Consider the following 23152-nt stretch of genomic DNA (forward strand, 5'->3'; position numbering starts at 1 on the left):
CTTGGCGGAGTATCGGCTTCGTTCTGCTTGCCAAACCGTGTTGTATGTCGCGTCAAGCCGTTCCTAACGAAATCAACGCCTTACGAACAGCTCAATCACTCTCGCAACCCGGCAGCAACAGCGCGTTTCGTTATTTGTTCTCAACAGTCTTTTGCCGGCCGGGATAGCCGCAGCCGGTGGTGAGACATTTGAAGCTCTGGAATTCGGTTGAGCCGGACCAATGCTGCTCGACCTTGTCGAGCTTCAGCTCGTTGAAGCACATCGGGCACACCTCTGGTGGTGGCCTTCGCTTCACGCAATGCCACTCAGCGACTCTCTAGAGCCCGTCAGAAACGCTGTCCGGTTGCTCGGGACAGAAACCGGTGCTTCACTTGGATGCCGTGTCCACTCCCCAACAGCGGGCCGGCGGAGGGGCGGCCCCGAGTTCACTCTTCAACCGGGCGATTCGGGGTCGCTCTGTCGCTACGCCGGCATGGCTGTCAATCGGCCCTTTAATTGCGGTTTGTTGTCAAGCTACCATTCTTCCTCTCTCCAGTGACACGCCGGTAGCGATTGCTCCGTCGGAGCTGGTCAGGTTGCGGAGACGGAGCAATCGCGGATGGCGAGACGATTGCCTAGCGGGCTTGGCAATCGACGTCGTTGGCGGCTTCGTCGGGTTGGGTTGATGTCGTAGCTGGGGTCATGGTCCTTTCCGAGGTCGCGAGCGCCTCATGATGATGTCCGGATCGGGCGCCTCAACGTTTGCAGCGGAGTGCGGGCGAACCGCCACCAGCCGATTGACCGAGGTCACCACGACCACCGTCCCAGCGGGACATCGCCAGTCCGGCGGACCGGACCAGGAACTTGCGAGCAAATATCAGATTGGCTTCGGCTGGCCCCAGTCGAACGACGTGCCATCGACCCAGATGCAGTGGAGAATTACGGCGATCTTTCGGGCGATGGCGACCTTTGCCTTCTTCATGCCGATCCGCTTGGCGAGCTTCATGCCCCAGGCCTTTAGGGAAGACCACTTTTTGGTTCGATAAAGAAGGACAGTGGCGGCCTCGAACAAGTAAGTTCGGAGAAGCCGGTCGCCCCATCGAGATATCTTTCCGTTGGTGTCGGTTTCGCCGGATTGGCTGCGCCTCGGCGTAAGGCCGAGGTAGGCGCCGACCGTCGAAGCCGATCGGAAGCGCGAGGGGTCATCGATCGTGTGGCGGAACGTTAGGGCCGTCACGACACCGACCTCCGGGACCGTCATCAGGCGACGCGTCGTCTCGTCCAGCTTTGCCAACCGGCGGACCTCGTTGTCGAACTTACCTTGTTGTTGACAAACGTTCTCATGGATCGAGAGCAGCGGCGATATCACGCTGAGAAGCAAATGATCGACGCCCAAGAGTTCGCTGACCTGGCTGCGGAATTGTTGGCCGATCGCGCGAGGGAACAGCAATCCACATTCCTTGATCAAGCTGCGAACCTGGTTCTCGATGTCTCGGCGCATGGACACTAGCCGAGATCTGGCGACAAGGATCGCTCGGATCTTCTGGCTTTCCTCGCTTTTGACTTTTACCTCTCGATACCATCCAACCCGAACCAGTTCGGCAAGCCCTCGCGCATCATTCTGATCGCTCTTGTTCATTCGGACCGACAAAGCTGCGTGCGCATGCCGAGCGTCGATGCAGACCACCGGAAGCTCAACCCTGCGGAGTTCATGCCATAGCCAACTCGCCATCGCACCGGTCTCGAAGCCGATACGCTCGGCATGAGGCGCATGTTTGTTAAGCAGGTCAGTCAAGGCACCAGGATTAGACTTGGCTTTCCCTTCGAAGATTACTTGACCAGTCTCGTTGACAACGCACACAGCGGTTTCTCTCTGTGAGACGTCCAGCCCGACGTACTGCTTCATGGGAGCTCCTTCGAATCATTTGATTGCGAGGGCTCAACGATAACGGAGGTTGTCTGCCACGAGCGCCGACCGCAATTACGTCATCGTTTGCAATTTGACCCCGCATTGCCTCATCCAGAATGTTACTGGACAACTTCTCGCCGACCACCTGCCGTTGCAGAATGACCCGGGCATGCCGCAGTTTTTCGAGGAGGTTAGCCAGTTCCTAAGTGGTGTGGTTTGAGCAAATGACGTGGCGCTTGGGACGTAACCACGCTTCGGCGGTTTGGAACGGTCAGCAAGCGTAAGACATGCAGGCTGCACAATATCTCGCCTCCTGATCGATACTCGCAGAGGTTTGCAATGGGGTCCTCGTATTTCGGAGCCCACAAGCGATTAGCAGAATGCGCTGGGCTGTTCGCCTTGGTAGGCCTGCCTCTCAGTTCTCCGGCTATAGCCGATGTGTATCCAGTGACGGGGATCTGGGTCACTCTCGATCCCAACTTCCCTATCGGAGTCGATGAAGCTTGCTTCACCGTCCGACTGTCTGGCGTCGAAGCGGTGGGTCGGCATTTGATTGCTGAAATGCTTATATTTAATGGGGACAAGCGGTACGACGTCACGCCGAGTACGCAGCTAGTCAGCTCACTTTCCTCTGCTAAGCCTGCACCGAAAGGTTATTGGATTACTGAAACACCCGATGCTAGGAGGCGACTCTGGTTTACTCGAAAGATCACCTATCTTCTGACGATTGTTAATCCCACGACGATTGAGATTGGGAAAAACTCGCACAGAACAAAATTTGTGAGATGCGGACCAGGCAAACTGCCAACTTGACAAACGATCAATGCGCTGCGCAAGGGGGTCAGCGTGTTCGAGGTTGTCCGCAACATGGGCACCTCCGTCGACATCATTCAGGAGTACCATAGAAACAGGCGACAGCTGCCGCTTTGCAACAGCCAACCGCGTTGCTAAGCCCAGCGGACGCGCTGAAAGTGTGGAATGGAAGTCGGGACATGCAGCATCCCGACCTTGGTCAGGGGCGCCAAGCCGCCTAGCCAGGTGGCAACATGTCGCAATTGACACCCTTGTTCAGTCGCGCGCCCACCGGCGGCATCGCGAGGCGTTAGTACTCAATCTCAATGTGCGGCGCGGTCCCGGTAGGTTGCGTAAGCGCGTTTGCAACTGCGTGGCAACGGCAGCGAAGTACGGATCCATCGCGAGCTGGTCGGTCTTGGTGCGCGCCCGCCGGGAAGGCGAGTGGCCCATCTCGCAGGTGGTAGAGTCGAGGATGGGCGCGGTAGCTTGGGGCCTATGGCCAACGCCCCGTTTCCCATCCCCGCTCATCAAACCGGACGTGCCGATTTCCGGCATCCGGCTTTCCGACCGGCTTCACCGCAATGCACGCGACGGGACCGCTTTGGGCAGGCGTTGAAGGCACAGAACGCCGAGTTCTCGATGAATGACATCGAACGTGAATCGGCGATTGCCGCGCCCTTGCACTTTGTGTCTTCGCGCGAGGAACCTGCGCAGACGTTCAGAGACGTATTGATCGACGCTACGGTATGCCTTGCTCCGCGAACCGTAGCCAAAGTAGTTGGACCAGCCTCGCAGAGACCTGTTCAGCTTGCCACATACTTGCGGCCATGGATCGATATTGCTCGGCACCAGTAGATCGCTGATCTTCGTCTTGAGCCGTTGCACACTCTTCTTGGACGGGCTCGCACCCAGATACCAATTCCCGTTCGCCTCAAACCGATGCGCGCCGAACGAGTAGCCGAGGAAGTCGAAGCGTTCCTCTCGGGCGTTTCTCAACGCAGTTTTCGCCTCGTTGATCGTCAACCCGAGCTTGGTCATCACCGCCTTCGTCCACGCCAATGCCTCCGCCGCGCGGCCGCGGCTGAGGATAACGAAGTCGTCGGCATAGGAGACGACGTGAGCACGGAACGTGTCGCCGCTTTCAGTCATACGCCAATGCTTCAGGAACCGATTCATGTAGATGTTGGCCAGCAGTAAACTTGCGACCCCGCCTTGCGGCGTGCCGCGCGTGTTTCGCTTGCCACCACTCATGCGCCGGGTCTCGTCGGCGTCCCGTTCCTCGATCGGCGCCCTCAGCCACATCTTGATGAGGCGGAGGACGTTTCGATCCACCACACGCCGGGCTACTGACTTTATCAGCTCGGAATGCGGTATCATATCGAAGTACTTGGACAAATCGGCATCAACTACGTCAGCATAGCCCCGGCATAAATGCCGGTGCACTTCCTTGACCGCGTCCACCGCCCCGCGAGCGGGTCGGTAGCCGTAGGCATTGTCCTCGAAGTCAGCCTCGAAGAACGGCTCGATCACCATCTTGGCAGCAGTCTGAATCACACGATCACGAATGGTCGGAATGCCGAGCGGACGCTCGCCACCATTCGCTTTGGGGATCATCACCCGCCGCACCGGATCAGGTCGGTATGTTTTCGAGACCAGTTCCTCGCGCAAGCCCGCCAACCATGCTTCCAGGCCCTGCTCCTCGATCTGAGCAAACGTGATCCCATCCACACCCGGTGCACCCGCATTAACGCGGGCGAGCCGATAGGCGTGGACCAGGATGTCCTCGCGACAGATCTTGTCGTAGAGCAGATAGAAGCGGAAGGTGGGCTCCGCCTTCGCTTTGCAGTAGAGCTTTCTCTGAAGGCTCCGGATCTTATTAGGCGTTGTCAGGCTCATCGTAAGCGCTTAGCCGCAACCCTATTGAGGCTGGCTTGACGTTTTGCGGAATCGCCACGGCATAAGGTCTTCGATGCGGCTATGGGGATGGCCGTCGATGATCGTCTCGAGTGTTTCGGCGATGTAGGCGGCCGGGTTGATGTCGTTGAGCTTGCAGGTGGCGACGATCGACGCGAGCAAGGCCCAGTTTTCGGCTCCGACCTCATGACCGGCGAAGAGCGCATTTTTTCTAGTCAGGCAGACTGGCCGGATGGCGTTCTCGACCGGGTTCGTGTCAAGCTCGAGGCGCCCGTCTTCGAGGAAGCGGGTCAGCCCTTGCCAGTGATTGAGCGCGTAGCGGATGTCCTCGGCGAGCGTCGAACCACTGGAGATCATCGACAGCTGTTTCTCGAACCATGGCTTTAGCGCGGCGACGATTGGCAGCGAGTGCTCCTTGCGCGCGGCCAGCCGGATGTCCGGCGATGAACCGCGTACCATGGCTTCGATGGCGTAAAGCTGTGCGATGTGCCGAACCGCAGCCTCGGCGATCGGCGATTTGCTGTTGCGGGCCAATTTGACGAAGCGTCGCCGCAAATGGCTCCAGCAATGCACAAGCGTCCACGGCCCCTGCGGTCGAGCGACTTCGGTCAGCCGGTCATAACCGTCATAGGCATCGCATTGCAGGAAGCGTCCGTTAAAGCCATGCAGGAACTGCTCCGCGAAGGCGCCGCTGCGACCGGGGGCATATCGGAACAGCACGATCGGAGGACTTGGGCCGCTGTGGCCGCGGTCGTCGGAGACGATCGCCCAGAAGTAGCCTTTCTTCGTTTGGCCACGCCCGGGATCGAGCACCGGTGCCGTGGTTTCGTCCATGAACAGACGATCTGCCCTCTCCAGATGGCGACGCATGTGGTCCGCTACGGGTTGGAGATGGAAGCAGGCGCGGCCGGACCAGTTGCCCAGTGTCGCCCGATCAAGCCGGATCCCCTGCCGAGCATAGATCTCGGCCTGACGGTAAAACGGCGTATGGTCGCCGAACTTGGAGACGATCACGTGCGCAATGGCCGCTTCGGTCGGCAGCCCACCAGGCACGACGTGCTCCGGCGCGTGGGCCTGCACGACAGGGCCGAGCAGCGGCGACAGATGTATTTCGGGCGGCGCGTGACCAGCACGCGCCATTGCGCCGGGATCACGTCGAGGCGTTTGCTGACGTCCTCGCCGATCTTTGTCATGGCGCCGCAACCGCACGGACAGAGCGTGCTCGCAGGCTCGATGATCCGTTCCACCCGAGGCAAATGGGCAGGCAAGCAGCCGCGATTGCGATGAGAACCTTGATCCGGCGCGCTCCGCGATCGGCCCTGGATCACAGCCTCGGCTCTCTCCTGAGCCGCGTCCAGGATGCCTTGCGCGATCTCCACGTCTTCCAGCGGCAAGTGATACTGATCTGGCCGTAGCTTCTCGGACTTCGCGCCGAACTTCTCGCGTCTCAATTCCCCGAGAATGACCTCCAGCCGACGTCGCGCTTCCTCCGATGCCGCCAATGCCCCCTGATGCTCGCTCAAGGCTGCCTGCGTTTGCGCCAAAAGCGCCTTCAGGCGTTCGTTTTCGTTGCGCAGCGCCGCAATGCTCATGCGCTATTTCGAGCACGTCGCCACCGCGCCTGCCACGTTCAAAATAGCTCCCGAGTCAATCTGCCGCAGTTATCCAGCCGCCTGGGGACGCCGCGCTTCTTTCGGGCGGACTAACCTCCAATCCAGCCCTTCGAACAGGGCTGCGAACATCGCTGGCGATATGCGCATCACGCCGTCTGCGATCGTTGGCCAAACGAACTTGCAGCCTTCGAGGCGCTTATGAACTAACACCAGGCCCGTTCGATCCCAGACCAAAATCTTGATCCGGTCCGCTCGTTTCGATCGGAACACGAAGGCTGCGCCGCTGAACGGGTCGAGGCCAAGCATCTCCTGCACCTTCGCCGCAAGTCCATCGTGGCCACAGCGGAAGTCGATCGGCCGCGTCGCGATGTAAATCTTCAGATCGGCACCGGCCGCGATCATCGTGACGCTCGCACTGCGCGGATCACCCGGGACAGCTGCTCGCCATCTATTGCTGTGTCCGTCCGCAGCACGACATCGCCGATCGCGATCTCAAGCTTGATCGCCGGAACGTGACCCTCCTCCAACGCGCTTTCCACGACCAGCGGCGCGAATGTCGACTGCGACGCCTCGCACGGCGCCAACAGGCCTCGCTGTCGAAAGCGTCGTCGCCAATCGTAAATCTGCCAGCGCGTCGCCCCGTGCTTGCGCGCCACCTCGGAGACCTGGGCACCGGGTAGCAGACTCTCGGCGACGATCCGAGCTCTCTCAGCCTCCGAACGCACGCGGCGTCCCGACGGTCCTTCAAGGACCTCCAGCCGGCTCACCAGCCCTACCGATGAGCCGTCCAAATGGACGTCCTTTTTGCTGTCCAATCCCATCCCAAACCTCCGTCCAAGCCGGAGGCTTCTTCGCACGTTCATTCGAATTCTGAAGCAAGGGTATCGGCTTCGCGCTTACGGCTCATCACCAATCACCTTCACCTCATCATCTTCAAAAGCACACCAGAAGTCGGGGCCCTTTGCTCCGCCGGCATTACCCGGCATCAACGCTCCTACTGCCCCGTCCGACTCCCGCCATGACCACCGCCTGATGCGATGCTGAGGCCGCTACCCTCGTCCGCGACGGGTCTCCCCCTGTAACTACGAACCACCCTACCGACGTGCCGTACCCACTACCCCGGCGGATCGCGTGGGTGCGCGTGTCGATTGCTTCCCCACACGTGCGGCCTTCCCCAAATGACCGGAGGGTCGGCATCCGCATTAGAACTTTCGAGGCCTGCTCGGGCTTCACTTTGTTACGGCCCATCGGATCGCTCAGCAGCCCAAGGCCGCCTTTGTCGCAGGGCTCCGACCCGATCAGTTACCTGACCGAGCCGCCTGCCAGCTTCCGGACCAATCGACAACTATCCGGGTGAGACCCTCCCTCACTGTAGTTCGCGCCCTCGGGGCGCACGGTCATTCGCGTCGATTTGGCGGCGAAAACCGCGCGCCGCCATCATCGCCATGCAGGCGTCTAGCGGATCGTCCGGCTTGATCGTTGCCGGCTTGCCCGTCATTACCTGGCCCACCGGCGTCTGCTTCGCATCGAGCCCGGGCAGCAGCACTTTGATGGCGCAGTCACCTTGAGTCACGATGCCGACCAGCACGTCGTCGTCCATGACCAGCACCGACCGCACCCGGCTTTCGCGCATCTCGCGTAAGGCTTCGACGACCATGTCGCCGGAACGAACATGGATCAGGGCGCCACTCTTCTGCGTTCAGCGCGCTTTTTACCGTGCTCATTGAACTGCCCTCGTGGGTCTTTGTCCTGCCCATTTGATGGCCCGCATTGAAGGATAGTCGAAATATCTTTCCGTGTCAGCACCGCGCCGAGGTCACCGGCGAAGGCTGCCGCCGACTCCAACAGCGGGATCTTCACCGCCTCGATAGAGTAGCCCTGCGGCACCTTCACCACTACAGCTCGAAGCCGCTGCCCTTACGTTTCCGGTGCTCACGCAAGGTGCCATGATCGCATATGCCGCAAAATGGAGTCGTCCCCATGAGAGGTCTGCTCGGGGTCATTTTCGACGGATTTAGCCAGGACAGTCCCATGGCTGATCTCCGCTGCACCAAAAACGCCTGCGTGGTCGAGCTAGGCGCAGCATGAACTTGTCGATTTTGAATGGGCCGCCCTCACTCGATCGACACATCGCGAACCAATACATGGAGCGCTTCGCCATCCACAGTCCGCACTGCGGCTGTAAAGCCTTCACTGTTCAAGTCCCTGAAACGTCGCTCCGCTCTGGTCAGGGCTTCAGCATTGTCGGGTCAAATTCATGGCGGGAGTGGCCGGTGTGATCCATTACAATTTGCGTTGCCACACGCTACTCCTGGACTAAGCAACGGATCCCCTGCCTCTGCTAACGTGCTATTTCATTGTCACCCATGCGGGCTGCAGCAGCGGATAAGAGATAAGCCCAACCACTGCGGTAGCCGCAATTAGCGCCGGATTGTTGACCTTCCAGCGGAGCAGCACGGCAACCGAAACGACGCCGATCGCCACCTCACGCAGTGACATGCAAGCGCACCTCCGCTCGCAATGACCTGTGATGGCGATGCCTCCTCCGAGGCACTAGTCGCTCGCTGCAGTTTGAAGAGCGCGCCTGAACCTGACGTCGCAGACAGATCCACTCACGCGGGCCGCGTAAGCGCAGCCCGCGTCAGATTCCGAAACCTCCTCTTTTTGCAGGATCAAGTCATGCTGGTCCTCGGACGGTCACGGCTTCATAGCGCCCTGCGCGCTTGTGTAAACTGCGTAGAGAGATGTCGAACCACAGATGTAAAGTCTATTTCGTTGCTGACCGCCGAAGCAAAGATTGGCGACGGTTTCCGGAATGTGGATCTTACCTAACAGTTCGCCCCCTGGTGTATAGCAGCGTACCCCGTCCTCGCTCGGATCGCCCCAACCCACGGAGCACCAGACCCGGCCCTCGGTGTCACAGCGTAAGCCGTCGGTAATGCTGGGCTTGGGCATTTCCGCAAAGACCTTGGTGTTCGACGCCTTTCCGGCGGCCACATCGAGCTCGAACACCCGGATGTGCGAGGGGTTGTCGGGCCCGTCGGTGAAGCCGGTGTCGATCACATAGAGCTTCTTCTCGTCGGGCGAGATCGTAATCCCGTTCGGCTCGACGAAATCATCGGCGATCACCTTGATCTCCCCTGATTTAGGATCGACGCGGTAAACGTTGTGCTTTTCCTGCTCGGGCTCGGCCTTGATGCCCTCGTAGAAGCCGCCGATGCCGTAGACCGGATCGGTGAACCAGATCGCACCATCGGACGTGACAACCGCGTCGTTTGGCGAGTTCAACCTTTTGCCATTGTACCTATCAGCGATGATTGTGATCGAACCATCCAATTCAGTCCTGGTAACGCGTCGGCCAGAATGCTCGCAGGTGATCAAACGGCCCTCGCGATCGATCGTGTTACCGTTCGAGTTCATGGATGGCTGGCGGAACACGCTGACGTGACCGTCGTCTTCCGAGAAGCGCATGATGCGATTGTTTGGAATATCGCTGAACAGGACATAACGGCCAGCCGGGAAGTAGACCGGCCCCTCGGCCCATCGGAATCCCGTTGCGACGCGTTCTACCGCCATCGTTCCGGCGAACGCCGGAAAGTCAGCCGGCCCGAACGTGGCCTTGCCCTTCTTCATGGATTCCAGATGAGCATCGGGGTAGCGGCTTCCCGATAGCGGCCCCAATGGCAACGCCTCGGTCGACCTGGTTGGAGCGCCCGTCTGACCGAATGGCGCTACGCTCGCAGCCGAAGCCATTTTCGTTGTTGCTGCCATTGTTGCAGCTGCTGTTGTGGTGAGAAACGCGCGTCTGTTCATCATCACCTCCCTAGTTGCATTGACTATTTTTGGTAGACGCTGATCGGCGATCCGAACTGCTTGCCAAGCAGTACTGTCGTTCGGAGGTCGAAAATTGTAGCACGAGAAAGACGGACCAAGAAGTCGAGCAGTGCGCTGAGCGTGAAGAAAGTAATCCTTGGCGAATGGCGCGCATCTCGGTGTGCGCACCCGCCCCGAGGTCGATCGCGTAGGGAAGAGCTGAGCCAGTCGGGTTCAAAAAAAGCCCCAGCTCCCGGGTCGGGGAAACTGGGGTCTAGCCTCTCGCTTCGGCCGGCAAGGGGACCGCCGGCACCAACATGCTAGTTCCTCCAGGGGCTCCCGGGGAGTCACGATCAGGTGTGGTTGATCAGAAGCAGCAGGGCGTGCGTGGCCGAATGGAGCCGTGCGAATGGTTCCGAAGAAATGTGATGCTCGTTTCTATGCTCCGCAGCGGATCAGTTGAAACATCCTGTTCGACGAAAACATGCTCCACGCCGCTATGGGACGCAGATTCGAGTATGCCGGCGAAGTCGATTGTGCCGCGACCTAGTTCGGTGGTCGAACCATCTTTTGCCATGTCCTTGAGATGAACCAGTGGAAACCGTGAAGGGTGTGACCTCAGCACGCGCGTGGGATCGAGATTTCCCTTGGTGGCCCAGTAAACGTCCAGCTCGAACTTGACGAAGCGCTCGTCCGTGCGGCTCAGCAAAACATCATATGGCTGGATGCCATTTGGCAATTCCGCAAATTCAAAGTCATGATTATGATAGGCCAGCGTCAGGGCGGAACGCGACGCTCGTTCACCGATCGTATTCAGATCGTCGCAGATCCGCTTCCAGTCATCGGCAGTCTGCCTTACCGACGGATCCAACCAGGGGCAAACCACAAACCGGCTGCCGAGCATATGAGCGATTTCGAACGACGGTCGGGCATGCTCCCTCAGAGTGGCATAGTCGAGATGTAGCGATGGGGCAGTGAGACCCAAGCCGCGCAGGAGCTTGTGCGTGCGGCTGACGTCTAAGCCGAGAATGCCGGCAAACTCCACCTCGCGGTATCCGAGAATGGCAACTCTCCTCAGGGTCCCCTCAAAGTCGGCCGTCAGCAGGTCACGAACCGTGTAGAGCTGCAGGCCGATCTTCCGTAGCTCTCGACCGCGTGCGGAACCGAGTCTCATCATCGCCCCAGCCGCGATGCATCCTAAGAGATGGCGCCTGCTGGGGTGCAGCGGCGTATGGCGGTTACCTTGGCGGCTGTAAGACGACACCGTAACGCTCGTATATCCGATTAATCGTACCGTCGGTTCGCAACCGGTCCAGAGCTCCGTCGATGGCCTCGCGCAACTGGTCGTCCGGGCGCACCATGCCAACGGCAACGTTCCAGTTGAGGCCAGCCTCGTTCTCGTCAAGTGCTAGGATGTGTACCGCCTTGTCCGGATGCGTCAAATTGAAATAGCTGGCGGCCGTCGGGGTGACCGCTGCCGCATCAATCTCATGATTGACAAGAGCCTCCAGGCTGTCGACCTCGAAACCGAACGTTGACGTCGCCACGTGTCGCTGCCCGAGGGTCATAGCCGCCATCGATCCGACAAGGACACCAACTTTCGAGTGTTCGTCGAGGCTCCTGAATGACGTGAGTCTGCTTCCATCAGAAACCGCCAGCGCAACCCCTGTGCGGTAATACGGCTTCGAGATCTTCAGGTTAGTCTCGCCCTGCGCTTCTCGATCGGCGATGATGTCGAGCACAATGTCACAGCCCGCACTCCGCATCTGGTATTGAGTGATGATCCAGTCTGGCCTCAGGGTGACGCCGAGCTCACGTGCGAACGCATTGCCCAGTTCGATCTGAAATCCCGGAGGGTCACCGGCCTTGTTGGCGAAAGGAAGCGAGTTGGGGTGGGCACATAGTCCAAGCACACCGGAGCTGCGGATCGCATCGAGAGAACGGGCCTGCGACACGCTGGTTAGTCCCAGCAGGGCGCCGACCACGAGGGCTAGATAGGTTTTCATGAAACCCCTGTGTAGATCAATGTCGCCTAGCCTTCATGTGGCTTCAGGGCGCGGATGTATTTGATGATTTCGTCGATCTGCGCATCGCTGAACGTCGCGCCGAAAGCCGGCATCGCGCCTTCCTTGCCGTTCTTGATGCGGTTGCGGATGAAGTCGTCATCTCGTTTGGTGTCCATGAGCTGCGGCCCCTTGCCGGCAGCGCGACCGCCGTCGGAGTGACACCAACCACAGGTGGTCGCGAACAACTGCCCGACATCGAGCTGTTGGTTATCCGGAGCGCCCGGAGTAGGTTGCTGCGCGCGAGAGGGCAAGCTGGAAATCGTAAGGAGCGCGGCCAGTGTCGAGGTCGACAACGTCATGATCTTCCAAGCCAATCGCATACCGGCCAACCCTACCTCTCAGGGATCCAATTTGCGCCGAGCTTCGTTAGCTCCGCTTTGATAGAGGGAGCGGCGTCAAGCCGCTCCCTTCCGGCGTCACGAGCATTATTTCAGACTGTAGACGATGAGCGCGCCGTCGTCACGAGGCATGCTCTTGTAGACGCCGCCGAAAGTCGGCGCGTAGTCATCCGACGCCATGCCGCCGAAGCCGGCGACGACTGCGATGTACTGCTTGCCATTAACGGCATAGCTGATGATGCCGCCTTGGTGGCCGGTGCCGTCGCCGTGGCTCCACAATTCGGCACCGGAGTCAGCATCGTAGGCATGGACCGTGCCGCGCGAGTCCGGCACGAACACCAGATTGCCTCCAGTCGACAATACGCTTCCGAGCGGCGGCTCGGGGAAGCGCACTTCCCACTTCTTGGCGCCGGTGATCGGATCGCGCGCGTCGAGGTGGCCATAGATCTCACCGCCGGGCGGCGGCGCGATCTTGAAGTCGGCTCCGATGTTGAGTTGGGCCTGAGGAGCAACGATCGGAGTCGTCTTCTGAACTTCGAGCGTCATGCACCATTCCTGGCCGAGCTTGTAATAGAGGCCTGTCTTCGGGTTGTACGATCCGGAATTCCAGCTCACCCCACCAGATATGTGTGGGCACAATGGTTCGGAAACCTTCCCCGCGGAGAAGTCGCGGCGGCCGATCAGTTCACCCGCCTTGGGATCAATGTTCTTGACGAAATTGCTGTTCTGCGTGATCCGCCACACGTTCTTGACACCGAGATTGCGGTCATAAACGAAAATATATCCGCTCTTGTTCGGATGGACGATGTACTTCTGGCCATCGCGATCGAGCATCACGAACTCGCCGACCGCGCTGTCGAAGTCCCAGGCGTCGTGAGGTAGTTCCTGATGATAGGATTTCAGCTTGCCGGTATCGATATCGAGTGCGATCACCGAGCTGGTATAGAGATTGTCTCCCGGACGCGCCCCTTGCGTCTTGTAATCGGCTCCCGACCAGTCGTAGAGCGGCGCCGGGTTGGCAGTGCCCCACAGGATTGTATTGTTCTCGGAGTCGTAAGTGCCAGGCATCCAGCCGCCGCCGCCGCCCGTGCGCCACGAGTCATTGCCCCAGGTCTTCGTGGCTTCGTCGGTGCCGGCCACCGTCAGGAATTCCCATTTCTTCTTGCCGGTTGCGGCATCAACACCGAAGATGGGACCCCGGCCCGGCCATTCGCCGCCTTGCGCGCCGATCACCACCGTGCCCTTGGCGTAAAGCGGCGCTCCGGTGAAACCAACGGTCAGCTTTTGGGAATCGATCAGCTTGGTGTCCCACATGACCTTTCCGGTCTTCATGTCCAGCGCGATGAGGCGGCCGTCCATCGTTCCGACGTAGACCTTTCCTCGCCGATGGCGGCACCGCGATTGTAGGGTGAGTGGGTCTGCCGCGCGATCAACGCCTCGTCCAGCTCGGGGAAGTAGGACCAGATTACCTCGCCGGTTGCGCCGTTCAGTGCAAAGGTACGACTATAGGAGCCCGTGTAGTACAGCACTCCATCGGCCGCGAGAGGCATCGATTGTAATCCTCGTGTCGAACGTCCCGGAATATGGATCCAGGCGACACTCAGGTTACTCACATTGCTGGGATTGATCTGTGCCAGGGGGCTGTAGTGATACGACTTGTATGAGCCGTGATAGGTCAGCCAGTCGTTCTGACCGGCTGCTTCGATCCGCGCCGTATCAACGGATTGCGCAAATGTCGATGACGCCATGAGCGTCATGCCAATAACAACAACAGGGAAACACGAATAACGCCACAGCTTCTTCATCTAGAGTTCCTCCCGCTTTTTCTTTATGGACTAAGTAGACCGCCTCCGAAGAGTGTCGCCGTGCAAACGCGGCGTTTCTTCGTCATCGCGTATCGGTTGCCCGCAAGTGCTCGGTTCACAAATGGGCTACGCTGACTGGACTGGCTGCTGTTTGCACCCCGCCCAGCGTCGTAGACTACGCCGGATCACATCTCGTGCAACGATGGAATGCGCACACCAGTGAATGTCAGCGGCACTTACCGAAAGCGAGCCTGTCTTGCGGGTGGCGCAGCTGTCTCGCTCAAAAAAAAAACCCCGTTAAGCGGGGGAGTACAGTTTAACCGGCGCGATCGGATCGCTAGCAGTCAGGCATTCCTGGCGGGCGCGAGGAAGCATTGGCGTTGGCACTCGTACCGGAAGGAGCAGCGGAAGAAGTGCCAGAGCTTGACCCGGTTGATGTTGTTGAGCCGACGGTGGTATTTCCAGATGGCCCAGTTGCGGTGGCGCCGCTTACGTCCCGAACCACCTTGTTAGCCACGTCCCAGCATTGCTTGAGATCGTGACCACTCGACCCACCCGTCGAAGTTCCTTGTGCGTTTGCGAATGCACCGATAGCCAACAATGCGGCGCTGATCGGCACTCCTAGATAAATCTTCCTCATTGATGAAAGCTCCTCTTTGTGCGCCGGCCAGAGTGCCGGCGCCTCTTAATGCGGATGCAACATTCAACGTTCCCTCCGGATGAAAGCATCTAGCGAGCAAGGAAATTCGCTGCGGTTCTTCATTCAGGCTAAATGTTTGACGGTTGCCAAAAGCCATTCAGCATCAGGGATCATTTCATGCGTATGATCGCCAAAAATCAGTTCATGCAGGGGCATCGAGGTGCGCGATCCGGGCAGGCGGCACAGCGTCAGGAGCGGCCCTACGCACAAGGTCGTTGTCGTTGGCGGCGGAATAACCGGGACCTTGCCCGCGAGCCAACTCGGACGCCGCCTCGCTCGCAGGCGCGGGCATGACCCTTGTCGACCACAATTTCGCGCATGTCTGTCGCGCCCGGCAGCGCCACCTACGGCACCCAGAGCTAGCACCGGCCCGTCCTGAACAAACGCCGATTTGGTCGCGCCGGCGTGCGCGATTATTCCACGGCTCAATAGAAAAATTTGCCCCACAGAGAACGTTGCGAAGCTCATTCGTTTCCGTCTAGCTTCAGCAACAGCAAGACACTCCCGGGGGGAACATGAAAAGCAACGCGCGAAGCACTCTGACTTCCGCCTTCGCCCGAGCAACAACGGCGGTGCTTCTCTTGGCCACTCAGGTTAGCGCACAGGAAATCAAGATTGCCAAGACCGACATGCAAGTCGATGCATTAGATCCGGGCATCAAGCTATTTTTGCGCGAAAAGATGGCGGAAGCCAACACCACATTCAACGAAGACAATGTCATCTTGTTTCTGCACGGCGCGACCAGCCCCTCTACCTGCGACTTCGACCTCGCGTACAAGGACTACTCCTGGGCCGACTGGCTCGTGAAGAAGGGTTACGTCGTCTACATGGGCGACTATCGAAACTATGGCGGCTCGAGCCGCGAGCCCGCTATGGATGAAGCCGCGTCGAAGAACCCTATCTCGCGCTGCGCGACGTCGAAGCGATGGTCGACGCCATCAGGACTAAGCGCGGTGTCAAGAAGGTCACCCTGATCGGCTGGTCATGGGGCGCGATGATGGCGGGCTATTACGCTTCGCTTCATTCCGAAAACGTCCGAAAGCTGGTGCTGTACGCGCCGCTCTACAATTTCAACGATCATACAAATCTCGGGCCTGGCAGCGCGCTTCAGAACAAGCGACGACCGTACGAATTCAACTTCGCCATGGGCGCATATCGGCTGGCTTCCGAGGCCGCCAACACGGCGCGTTGGAACGGCGAAATTCCGCTTGATAACAAGGATGAGTACCGCGACCCCGCGCTGCCCGCCGAATTCTGGAACGCGTGTCTTGCAACCGATCCGACCAGCGGCTCGCGGACCCCGGCAAGCATGAGGGCGCCGAACGGAGTCCTAGAGGATTCGTTCTATCAGGCCACGGGCCGGCCGCTCTGGAATGCCGCGAATATTTATGCGCCGACGCTCGTGATCGGCGGAAATTTCGATACATGGTCTTACCCTGAGGACCGCGAAGGGCTGATGCGAGATCTGATCCACGCGCCAAGCAAGAAAAACGTCCTCATCTCCGACGCTACCCATTTCGTGCTGTTCGAGAAGAAGAGGTTCGAATTCTTTGACCAAATTCTGAAGTTCCTGCGTGAGTAGCTTTTAGAAGACAAAAAGAAAAAGGGAGGTTCACGTGACCGGATTTGATCCTGGCGGGTTGCGCTTTTTGGGATGCATTTGTTTCATCGCGCTCTTGCCTGCGGCGAGCCTGGCGCAATCGGCTGAGATGGTTGCGCTGCAGGTGCCTGCGAAATCAGTCCCGGTGCCCAGCACCGTGAGCCCGCAACTCGCAAAGATAATCGGCGCGCCGCTTCGAAACGGCTGGGACATCCTGCCTAAGACCGGCGAGGAATGGGTGCCCATCGTCCAAGCGACCGCAGCGGCGACATTGAAAAACATTCCAGGAATGCAGGAGCGACTTCACGTCAAAGTCGAGAAGACGACCATCGACGGCGTAAGAGCGTTCATCGTGACGCCAGAAACAATACCGCCTCAAAATCAGAACCGCGTGCTGCTGCACATGCATGGCGGTTGCTACGTGCTCAATCCGGGAGAAGCTGCTCTTCCCGAGGCCATGTTCATGGCCGGCTTCGGCGGTTTCAGGGTGGTGTCGGTCGACTACCGAATGCCGCCGGAGGCCTATTTTCCGGCCGCGCTCGACGACGGGATGACGGTGTACAAGTCACTGATCAAGACGACCGATCCGAAAAAGATCGCCGTTTTCGGCAGTTCGGCGGGCGGCGCGCTGACGCTCGAAATGATGATCAAGGTCAAGCAGGACGGGTTGCCGTTCCCCGGCGCGATCGCCCCCGGGACACCGATGTCCGATGTCACCAAGGTCGGAGATACCTTCGTGACAAACGCCAAGCTCGACAATGTGTTGGTCTCCCCGACGGCTTCTGCGACGCAGGTACTGTCGTCTATGCCAAAGGGCATGATCTGAAGGATCCGCTGCTCTCGCCAGTGTACGGCGACATGACAGGATTTCCGCCTACTATCCTAACCAGTGGAACGCGTGACCTGCTCCTCAGCAACACCGTAAGAGTGCACCGCAAATTACGCCAGGCGCATGTCGAAGCCCAACTTCAGGTCTTCGAAGCCCAGTCGCATGCTCAGTATTATCGAGACGACACGTCTCCGGAGGCGAAGGAAGCCTTTCAGGAGATCGCGTTCTTCTTCGACCAGCATCTCGCCAAGTAGCGGGCGAGCGGCGACTTGCCTGTCCGCCAGAAAGGTCCATCATGAAAAGCATTGTCATTGTTTCGCTGAGCCTTCTCTTGACGGCCCCGGCAACGGCTCACACTCCACAACAAGCGCCCCATCAACTGTACAGCGAAGGGGATCTGAAGCTCGAAAGCGGCGAGGTTATCAAGGACTTCGCCATCTCATACGTAACGCATGGCACGCTGAATGCGGAGAAATCCAATGCTGTCCTGATGGTGACCGCGATCTCTGGAAATCACCATCGTATCGACTTCATGATTGGACCGGGCAAAGCGCTGGATCCTGACAAGTACTTCATCATTTGCACCGACGCGATCGGCAATGGGCTGACGACGTCCCCCAGCAATTCTAAGACTCAGCCGCGAATGCAATTTCCGAAATTTTCCATCCCCGACATGGTCGAATCTCAATACCGTCTTGTGAAGGAAAAATTTGGTATCGAGCATCTGGTCGCAGTGATCGGTCCTTCAATGGGCGGCATGCAGACCTTGCAATGGGGTGTCAGTCATCCCGACTACATGGGTGTGTTGGTTGCCATGGTCCCCCTCGCCAAGACCCCAGGCTGGACGGTCGCCGTTTTGGAGGCGTCGCGTAAGGCGATCATGAATGATCCTGCATGGAAGGACGGAAACTACGATGTGCCCCCAGAGAAAGGAGTCCGTTTGTGGCGTGACATTCTCAACCTCCTCGCGGCGAGGACGCCGGACATGTACCAGGCTCAGTTCAACAACGGCATGGACGCGCTGCCCTGGATGAGACAGCAAGAAAATGCCGCTATAAGGGCGTTCGACGCCAATGACTGGATCTATCAGACATGGGCCTATGAACAACACGATGTCGGAAACTCGGTCGGTTTTGCGGGCGACACCGCCAAGGCAATGGCTTCCATCAAGGCCAGGACGCTGATCCTCACGGGCACAAAGGACCTTCTGAACCCCGAATTCGAGCCTTTGGAGATGGGCAAAAACATCCGCAAGGTAAAGATGGAAACGATAAACCCGGGCACAGTGACCGGGCACGCGTCGGCTGGAGGTGCTAACGCCGCCGATGTGGATTACCTAAATCATGAAGTCCGCAAGTTTCTGCAAGATGCGCCCAGCTCAGAGAACTCGAAATAGCACAGCGCGGACTCGACCATTTCCGCAAGGGACCGCTAAGCTGGTGCCGTAGCTGCCCGGACATCTAGCTGCCAGCCCGTGCCGATGGGCGATCACGGCATCAACGGAGCTGTCAGAGTGCCGAGATGCTACGCTGCGGCCCGGACGCGAGTTCCGCGCTTTCGGCCGTCAACCGGGCGCAGAGCCGCGGCACGGAGGCAGCCGTCGTGTCGTCGCCCGACGGCTGGAGCCCTGCAAGTTCATTTAGCTCGTCGATCGAACCTAGTCGCGGAGCAGGACCGCCGGGGCCAGCTTGCGGGATCGTCTATCAGCAGTTCGAACATGAGCGCGAGATCCAGCATAGCGCCCAGGGTAGCGGGCCAGCCAGCGCCCACCGAGGCGGACCTGAAGTAGATCAGCGAAGGATGCCAACGGTGGCTCTGCAGCACGGACGCGCCCCTGTCGCGCCCGCTATAGAGCACACGTCTAACCTCCCCAGGAAAGTCCAAGTGCCCGAACGCCGATGGCGGCTCGCCCGCAGCCGTGGTGAGCTTGCCGGCATCGCTTCGAGATGCCCTCTTGCACCTCGAGCAGGTAAGTCACGGTCATGGTGAGAACCGAAAGGCCTGAAAGCCCGCAGACGGGGCCTCGCACGCCACGGGCAGCCCGGGGCGATTGACCAGCAAGATGCAGCCATTGCGCCACTCTCGGATGGCGTGCTGCGAGATGACTGCGACCGGTTGCGCCTGCACGAACGGCTTTTCGATGAGATGCTGTTCCCTCGCTCCAGCAACCTTGCGTGCAGCACCATCTGATGGCGGACTTAGCGACTGCGCGACCGAGCCTGTCCGTGCGGGGCAGAGATAAAGAGAAGCTCTCTTACCCCACCACGTTGAGAGCTAGTCTTTTGCCAGATGCGGCGATAAAATCGTTCTGCACGCATGAGCAGAGGCAAGCGAACTCGGATGAAAGGGCGAAAAGTCAAGGAAGTTCGGTGTGACGAGTGCAAGGGAGCTGGCTCGCTGCCGACCGAGCAGCCAGACACACCGGGCACTCGCATCTATCCACCCAAATGTCCAAAATGTTGCGGCAAAGGGTGGACATCTGTTGAGCTGAGGCTGGGGCTTCCTTCAATTAAGCCTTCCTGACATTGCGACTTGCGCACCATCTGAAAGCGCTCTCTCGGCCGCAGAAATGCGTGGCGGACGAGCGATCTGTTGTTTGTACTCACGCATTCGCGGGCACCAGCATCGGAGACCCTAAAGCGCTACGTGACCGCCTCTTTCCGAGGATGCGGCCTTGTTAGCACAAGCGGAGCAGCCGGTCGGACATAAAGACGTGCTCGACGGCTGCAGACCGGCAGAAATCCAAGCTCGCCAACGAGTTTGGCCACGAGCTCGATCGGAAACGCATTAGTTCACCTTCACTTGGCGGGCGATCCGCTTCTGGATAACCGCCGATCGGAGCGCAACCTGAGCCTCTCAATTTGCTGACTGCGCGAAGCAAAGCATTTTTCAAAGCGGCTGGCTTTGTGAACTGGATCATAAAGGAATCGCATCAGACCTGATCTCCTTCCTAGTGCACAACCACACAGGGTAGGTGCACTCGAAAAACGGAAACGTTGATTCAATTATCGATTGCACTTTAGATGTTTTTCACTTGCCAACTTTTCCTTCCGGGTGCAGGGTCACACTGCCATTCTTGCATTCGGCCGCACCTGCGGTGACAACGAACGATGGCTCTAGGGAGACGGCAATGAGCACAGCCAATTCCCAGTACTCGAAATCGTCGCCTAAGATCGATTTCGGCCGAAGGCGTTTTCTCGAACAGTTTGCGATAGCTGGTGCAACTGCCGCCGTGCTTTGGCCGGGATCGGCCAAGGCCGTTATGGAGCTGTGGGAAGAGGGTGATCCGCTCTGCAGCGTTCACTACGACGCACTAGCGAAGCCGGACGGCTATGATCTTGACCTTGCGTATCTCGAAAGTTTCCTCGGCGCATCCAAGTCACTGACTGGCCTCGCCGAGTTCGATCGGCACATCGCGAACCAATACATGGAGCGCTTTGCGACTCATCCGCAGCTCTCGAAAAACCTGGATCTGCTCATACGCGCGTACCGGGCGATACCGGGAGGCAATCCGGGCGAGAGCGAGATCAAGCAGTCGATCTGGATGTCTTCGGATGCGGGGGTGAGAGCCGGTGCCAAGCAGTTGATTTATCTCTGGTACATTTCGGCATTTTACATTCCCCTGGACATCACCCCGGGCGCGAAGCCGCCTTTACAGGATGATCCGGCGGACACCCGTAAAAAAATCTGGGTCTATGGCACGCCCGAGCAATATAGCCGCGGGATGATCTGGCAGGTGATCCATGCGCATGCGCCCATGACGCCCGGCGGACCCCGACGCTATTGGGCCAGCAAACCGCAGGTCGCTTGACTACCGCGGCTGCCAATCACGAATTTTACGAAGAGAGTACCCAGGCGAGATCGACTCCAAAAGCAAGAAGAGAGCCCGGTTCTGATCGCTTGAACCACAGAGCTCCCGATCACTGATCAATGGCTGCTCGGAGAGACGATCATGAGACCGATTCTCGAATATGCGGAGTTTGACATCGTTGTCATCGGCTCCGGCGTGGCAGGCGCCATGGTTGCGCATCAGGTTGCGAAAGAGGGTTTCCGCGTCTTGATCTTGGAGGCAGGCGGCGTTCCGCCCGACTCGCTCGGCCGCTGGGCGATGGTACATAACTATACCAACTCGCCCTCGAAGGCGCCGGACTCTCCTTTCTGTGGCGATGACGTCCTGCCGACTGATCCGAACGTCAACCCGACAACAGATCCCGGCAAATATCGTTTTCTCCAGCCGAGTCCGATCGAGGACGGCGGCAAGAACTATTACGACTACAGCGCGGACTCGATCAGCAAAAAGCGCTTCTTCAAGAGCTTCTACGAGCGCATCGTCGGCGGCTCCACCTGGCACTGGCAAGGCATCTACATCCGGATGCTGCCGAATGATTTCAAGATGAAGACGCTCTACAAGGTGGGATTTGACTGGCCAATCACCTACCGCGAACTCGAGCCCTGGTACGTCAAAGCCGAATACGAGATGGGCGTTGCCGGCAGTGACGAGGAGAACGAGGACTATTACGAGCGCAAATGGGGAGCCTATCGCAGCGAACCGTTCCCGATGCCCGCGCTCGTTCCGAGTTTTCTCGACAATGAGCTCGCAAGGGTCATCAACGGCGAGAAAGTGCCCGATCATGGCCTGCGGCTCAAGGTCAATACCGTGCCGCACGCGATCAACTCCAGGCCGTTTGCGGGGCGCCCCGAATGCGACGGGCATACCTCCTGCGTGCCGTTGTGCCCCATCAAGGCGCGGTACGAAGCCATCATACATGTCGAAAAGGCGGTATCCGCGGGCGCCGTTCTGCGAACGCAGGCGGTCGTCACAAAGCTGGACGTCGATGCCGAGAAGAAGTGGGTTTCGCGGGTCTGGTACAAGCGGCCGGATGGCACGGAGGACCGCGCCTCGGGACGCATTGTGGTGCTTGCGGCGAACGGGATCGAGAATCCGCGGATTTTGCTGTCATCCGGAGCGGCCAACTCCAGCGACAAGGTTGGGCGATACCTGATGGATCATCCGATCAAGCAGTCTTTTGCCCTGGCGCCCCAGCCGCTGTTTCCCTTCCGCGGACCGCAGACCACCTCCGATATTGCCGCATTCCGCGATGGCGATTTTCGCGCCCGGTACGCCGGCTTCAAGACCTCGATCAAGAACGATGGGTGGTCCAGCACCAAGACGGGCTCTCCCCGCGGCAACTTCATTCCGCCGAAAGACCCGAGCGGCAACGAAAATACGAACGGGACCATCCTGGATTTCGTCGAGAACTTCGGACTGTTCGGAACCGAGCTGCGGAAGAAGATCAGCGATCATGCCACCCGTCAGATTACCCTGAACAGCGCCTGCGAGCAGCTTCCGCGTGAGACCAACCGCGTGACGCTTTCAAGCAATGCAGACGGGCTCGGCATCGCCAAGCCAATGATCAGCTACAATCTGGACGACGACGAGTACCTTCGCAACTCGTTCAAGACAGTCATCGACGTTCACAAGTTCATCTTCGACCGATTGGGCGCGACCGATCGCGTCATGCAAGCCGATCCGCCCGACACCACAATCTACGGCGGCTCGGGCCACATCATGGGCACGACCTTGATGGGCAACGATCCGAAGACCTCAGTAGTCGACAAATATGGTCGTGCGCATGACCATCCGAACCTGTTTGTGCTCGGCAGCAGCGTATTTCCAACGAGCTCGACGGCCAATCCTACCTCGACGGTTGCTGCGCTGGCTTTGCGCGCCGCAGAAACCATCAAAGAACAGTTGAGAAGCTGATGAGTCCGACGAAGTCGTTTCCGGCAC

General features: G+C 58.9%; 18 protein-coding genes and 3 pseudogenes. 7 read left to right on the plus strand and 14 right to left on the minus strand.

Annotated elements, in window-relative coordinates; all coding sequences use genetic code 11:
* Positions 1-130: 130 nt before the first annotated feature.
* The 14 genes and pseudogenes from ACTGJ9_RS29855 to ACTGJ9_RS29920 form a co-directional block, all read right to left on the minus strand.
* Positions 131-262, minus strand: a complete 132-nt coding sequence (locus tag ACTGJ9_RS29855) for a hypothetical protein (protein WP_456673986.1) — start codon at positions 260-262, stop codon at positions 131-133.
* A 594-nt stretch (positions 263-856) separates the two neighbouring features.
* Positions 857-1885 (minus strand): IS110 family RNA-guided transposase, encoded by a 1029-nt coding sequence (locus ACTGJ9_RS29860; RefSeq protein ID WP_456673987.1) that lies wholly within the window; start codon positions 1883-1885, stop codon positions 857-859.
* 1371 nt (positions 1886-3256) lie between these two features.
* Positions 3257-4579, minus strand: a complete 1323-nt coding sequence (gene ltrA / locus ACTGJ9_RS29865) for a group II intron reverse transcriptase/maturase (protein ID WP_456673988.1) — start codon at positions 4577-4579, stop codon at positions 3257-3259.
* Positions 4580-4600: 21 nt separating this feature from the next.
* A pseudogene (gene tnpC, locus ACTGJ9_RS29870) lies at positions 4601-6189 on the minus strand (IS66 family transposase).
* A gap of 69 nt (positions 6190-6258) precedes the next feature.
* Entirely contained in the window at positions 6259-6612 is a 354-nt protein-coding gene (tnpB, locus tag ACTGJ9_RS29875; protein ID WP_456673989.1) for an IS66 family insertion sequence element accessory protein TnpB, read from the minus strand.
* Complete coding sequence (tnpA, locus tag ACTGJ9_RS29880) at positions 6609-7031, minus strand: IS66-like element accessory protein TnpA (protein ID WP_456673990.1); 423 nt, start codon at positions 7029-7031, stop codon at positions 6609-6611. The genes tnpB and tnpA overlap by 4 nt, the downstream gene beginning before the upstream one ends.
* 545 nt (positions 7032-7576) lie before the next feature.
* The gene (locus ACTGJ9_RS29885) at positions 7577-7867 is read right to left on the minus strand and encodes a CBS domain-containing protein (RefSeq protein ID WP_456673991.1); all 291 of its coding nucleotides are present in this window, start codon (positions 7865-7867) and stop codon (positions 7577-7579) included.
* A 20-nt stretch (positions 7868-7887) separates the two neighbouring features.
* On the minus strand, positions 7888-8103 hold the full coding sequence (locus ACTGJ9_RS29890; RefSeq protein ID WP_456673992.1) for a hypothetical protein: 216 nt from the start codon (positions 8101-8103) through the stop codon (positions 7888-7890).
* A 456-nt stretch (positions 8104-8559) separates the two neighbouring features.
* Positions 8560-8709 (minus strand): hypothetical protein, encoded by a 150-nt coding sequence (locus ACTGJ9_RS29895; protein ID WP_456673993.1) that lies wholly within the window; start codon positions 8707-8709, stop codon positions 8560-8562.
* A 198-nt stretch (positions 8710-8907) separates the two neighbouring features.
* Complete coding sequence (locus ACTGJ9_RS29900) at positions 8908-9843, minus strand: SMP-30/gluconolactonase/LRE family protein (RefSeq protein ID WP_456678674.1); 936 nt, start codon at positions 9841-9843, stop codon at positions 8908-8910.
* A gap of 547 nt (positions 9844-10390) precedes the next feature.
* Complete coding sequence (locus ACTGJ9_RS29905) at positions 10391-11200, minus strand: sugar phosphate isomerase/epimerase family protein (protein ID WP_456673994.1); 810 nt, start codon at positions 11198-11200, stop codon at positions 10391-10393.
* Positions 11201-11261: 61 nt separating this feature from the next.
* Positions 11262-12029: a substrate-binding periplasmic protein gene (locus ACTGJ9_RS29910; RefSeq protein ID WP_456673995.1), complete on the minus strand. Its 768-nt coding sequence runs from the start codon at positions 12027-12029 to the stop codon at positions 11262-11264.
* A 26-nt stretch (positions 12030-12055) separates the two neighbouring features.
* Positions 12056-12388, minus strand: a complete 333-nt coding sequence (locus ACTGJ9_RS29915) for a c-type cytochrome (RefSeq protein WP_456673996.1) — start codon at positions 12386-12388, stop codon at positions 12056-12058.
* A 126-nt stretch (positions 12389-12514) separates the two neighbouring features.
* Positions 12515-14232 (minus strand): annotated as a pseudogene (locus ACTGJ9_RS29920) (outer membrane protein assembly factor BamB family protein).
* A gap of 1215 nt (positions 14233-15447) precedes the next feature.
* Between ACTGJ9_RS29920 and ACTGJ9_RS29925 the strand changes: the two are divergent.
* From ACTGJ9_RS29925 to ACTGJ9_RS29955, 7 genes and pseudogenes are all read left to right on the plus strand, one after another.
* Positions 15448-15906, plus strand: a complete 459-nt coding sequence (locus ACTGJ9_RS29925; protein WP_456673997.1) for an alpha/beta hydrolase family protein — start codon at positions 15448-15450, stop codon at positions 15904-15906.
* The gene (locus ACTGJ9_RS29930) at positions 15858-16514 is read left to right on the plus strand and encodes an alpha/beta fold hydrolase (protein WP_456673998.1); all 657 of its coding nucleotides are present in this window, start codon (positions 15858-15860) and stop codon (positions 16512-16514) included. The genes ACTGJ9_RS29925 and ACTGJ9_RS29930 overlap by 49 nt, the downstream gene beginning before the upstream one ends.
* Positions 16515-16821: 307 nt before the next feature.
* On the plus strand, positions 16822-17358 hold the full coding sequence (locus ACTGJ9_RS29935; RefSeq protein WP_456678675.1) for an alpha/beta hydrolase fold domain-containing protein: 537 nt from the start codon (positions 16822-16824) through the stop codon (positions 17356-17358).
* A pseudogene (locus ACTGJ9_RS29940) lies at positions 17346-17615 on the plus strand (alpha/beta hydrolase); the annotation flags it as partial. The gene ACTGJ9_RS29935 and the pseudogene ACTGJ9_RS29940, both read left to right, overlap by 13 nt.
* A gap of 41 nt (positions 17616-17656) precedes the next feature.
* Entirely contained in the window at positions 17657-18757 is a 1101-nt protein-coding gene (locus ACTGJ9_RS29945; protein ID WP_456673999.1) for an alpha/beta fold hydrolase, read from the plus strand.
* A 1734-nt stretch (positions 18758-20491) separates the two neighbouring features.
* A complete protein-coding gene (locus ACTGJ9_RS29950; protein WP_456674000.1) occupies positions 20492-21172 on the plus strand; it encodes a hypothetical protein in 681 nt (226 codons plus the stop codon).
* A 141-nt stretch (positions 21173-21313) separates the two neighbouring features.
* Complete coding sequence (locus ACTGJ9_RS29955; protein WP_456674001.1) at positions 21314-23125, plus strand: GMC family oxidoreductase; 1812 nt, start codon at positions 21314-21316, stop codon at positions 23123-23125.
* The last annotated feature ends 27 nt before the right edge of the window (positions 23126-23152 follow it).

This window comes from Bradyrhizobium sp. RDM12, assembly GCF_051917485.1.
GTDB lineage: Bacteria > Pseudomonadota > Alphaproteobacteria > Rhizobiales > Xanthobacteraceae > Bradyrhizobium.

What these genes read in the sequence shown, in the direction of transcription:
- ACTGJ9_RS29935 (WP_456678675.1), top strand. Translation starts at nt 16,822, where the DNA reads ATGCAGGAGCGACTTCACGTCAAAGTCGAGAAGACGACCATCGACGGC.
- ACTGJ9_RS29855 (WP_456673986.1), bottom strand. Translation starts at nt 262, where the DNA reads ATGTGCTTCAACGAGCTGAAGCTCGACAAGGTCGAGCAGCATTGGTCC.
- ACTGJ9_RS29950 (WP_456674000.1), top strand. Translation starts at nt 20,492, where the DNA reads ATGAGCACAGCCAATTCCCAGTACTCGAAATCGTCGCCTAAGATCGAT.
- ltrA (WP_456673988.1), bottom strand. Translation starts at nt 4,579, where the DNA reads ATGAGCCTGACAACGCCTAATAAGATCCGGAGCCTTCAGAGAAAGCTC.
- ACTGJ9_RS29900 (WP_456678674.1), bottom strand. Translation starts at nt 9,843, where the DNA reads ATGAAGAAGGGCAAGGCCACGTTCGGGCCGGCTGACTTTCCGGCGTTC.
- ACTGJ9_RS29905 (WP_456673994.1), bottom strand. Translation starts at nt 11,200, where the DNA reads ATGATGAGACTCGGTTCCGCACGCGGTCGAGAGCTACGGAAGATCGGC.
- tnpA (WP_456673990.1), bottom strand. Translation starts at nt 7,031, where the DNA reads ATGGGATTGGACAGCAAAAAGGACGTCCATTTGGACGGCTCATCGGTA.
- ACTGJ9_RS29895 (WP_456673993.1), bottom strand. Translation starts at nt 8,709, where the DNA reads ATGTCACTGCGTGAGGTGGCGATCGGCGTCGTTTCGGTTGCCGTGCTG.
- ACTGJ9_RS29885 (WP_456673991.1), bottom strand. Translation starts at nt 7,867, where the DNA reads ATGGTCGTCGAAGCCTTACGCGAGATGCGCGAAAGCCGGGTGCGGTCG.
- ACTGJ9_RS29860 (WP_456673987.1), bottom strand. Translation starts at nt 1,885, where the DNA reads ATGAAGCAGTACGTCGGGCTGGACGTCTCACAGAGAGAAACCGCTGTG.
- tnpB (WP_456673989.1), bottom strand. Translation starts at nt 6,612, where the DNA reads ATGATCGCGGCCGGTGCCGATCTGAAGATTTACATCGCGACGCGGCCG.
- ACTGJ9_RS29910 (WP_456673995.1), bottom strand. Translation starts at nt 12,029, where the DNA reads ATGAAAACCTATCTAGCCCTCGTGGTCGGCGCCCTGCTGGGACTAACC.
- ACTGJ9_RS29925 (WP_456673997.1), top strand. Translation starts at nt 15,448, where the DNA reads ATGAAAAGCAACGCGCGAAGCACTCTGACTTCCGCCTTCGCCCGAGCA.
- ACTGJ9_RS29915 (WP_456673996.1), bottom strand. Translation starts at nt 12,388, where the DNA reads ATGACGTTGTCGACCTCGACACTGGCCGCGCTCCTTACGATTTCCAGC.
- ACTGJ9_RS29945 (WP_456673999.1), top strand. Translation starts at nt 17,657, where the DNA reads ATGAAAAGCATTGTCATTGTTTCGCTGAGCCTTCTCTTGACGGCCCCG.
- ACTGJ9_RS29930 (WP_456673998.1), top strand. Translation starts at nt 15,858, where the DNA reads ATGGTCGACGCCATCAGGACTAAGCGCGGTGTCAAGAAGGTCACCCTG.
- ACTGJ9_RS29955 (WP_456674001.1), top strand. Translation starts at nt 21,314, where the DNA reads ATGAGACCGATTCTCGAATATGCGGAGTTTGACATCGTTGTCATCGGC.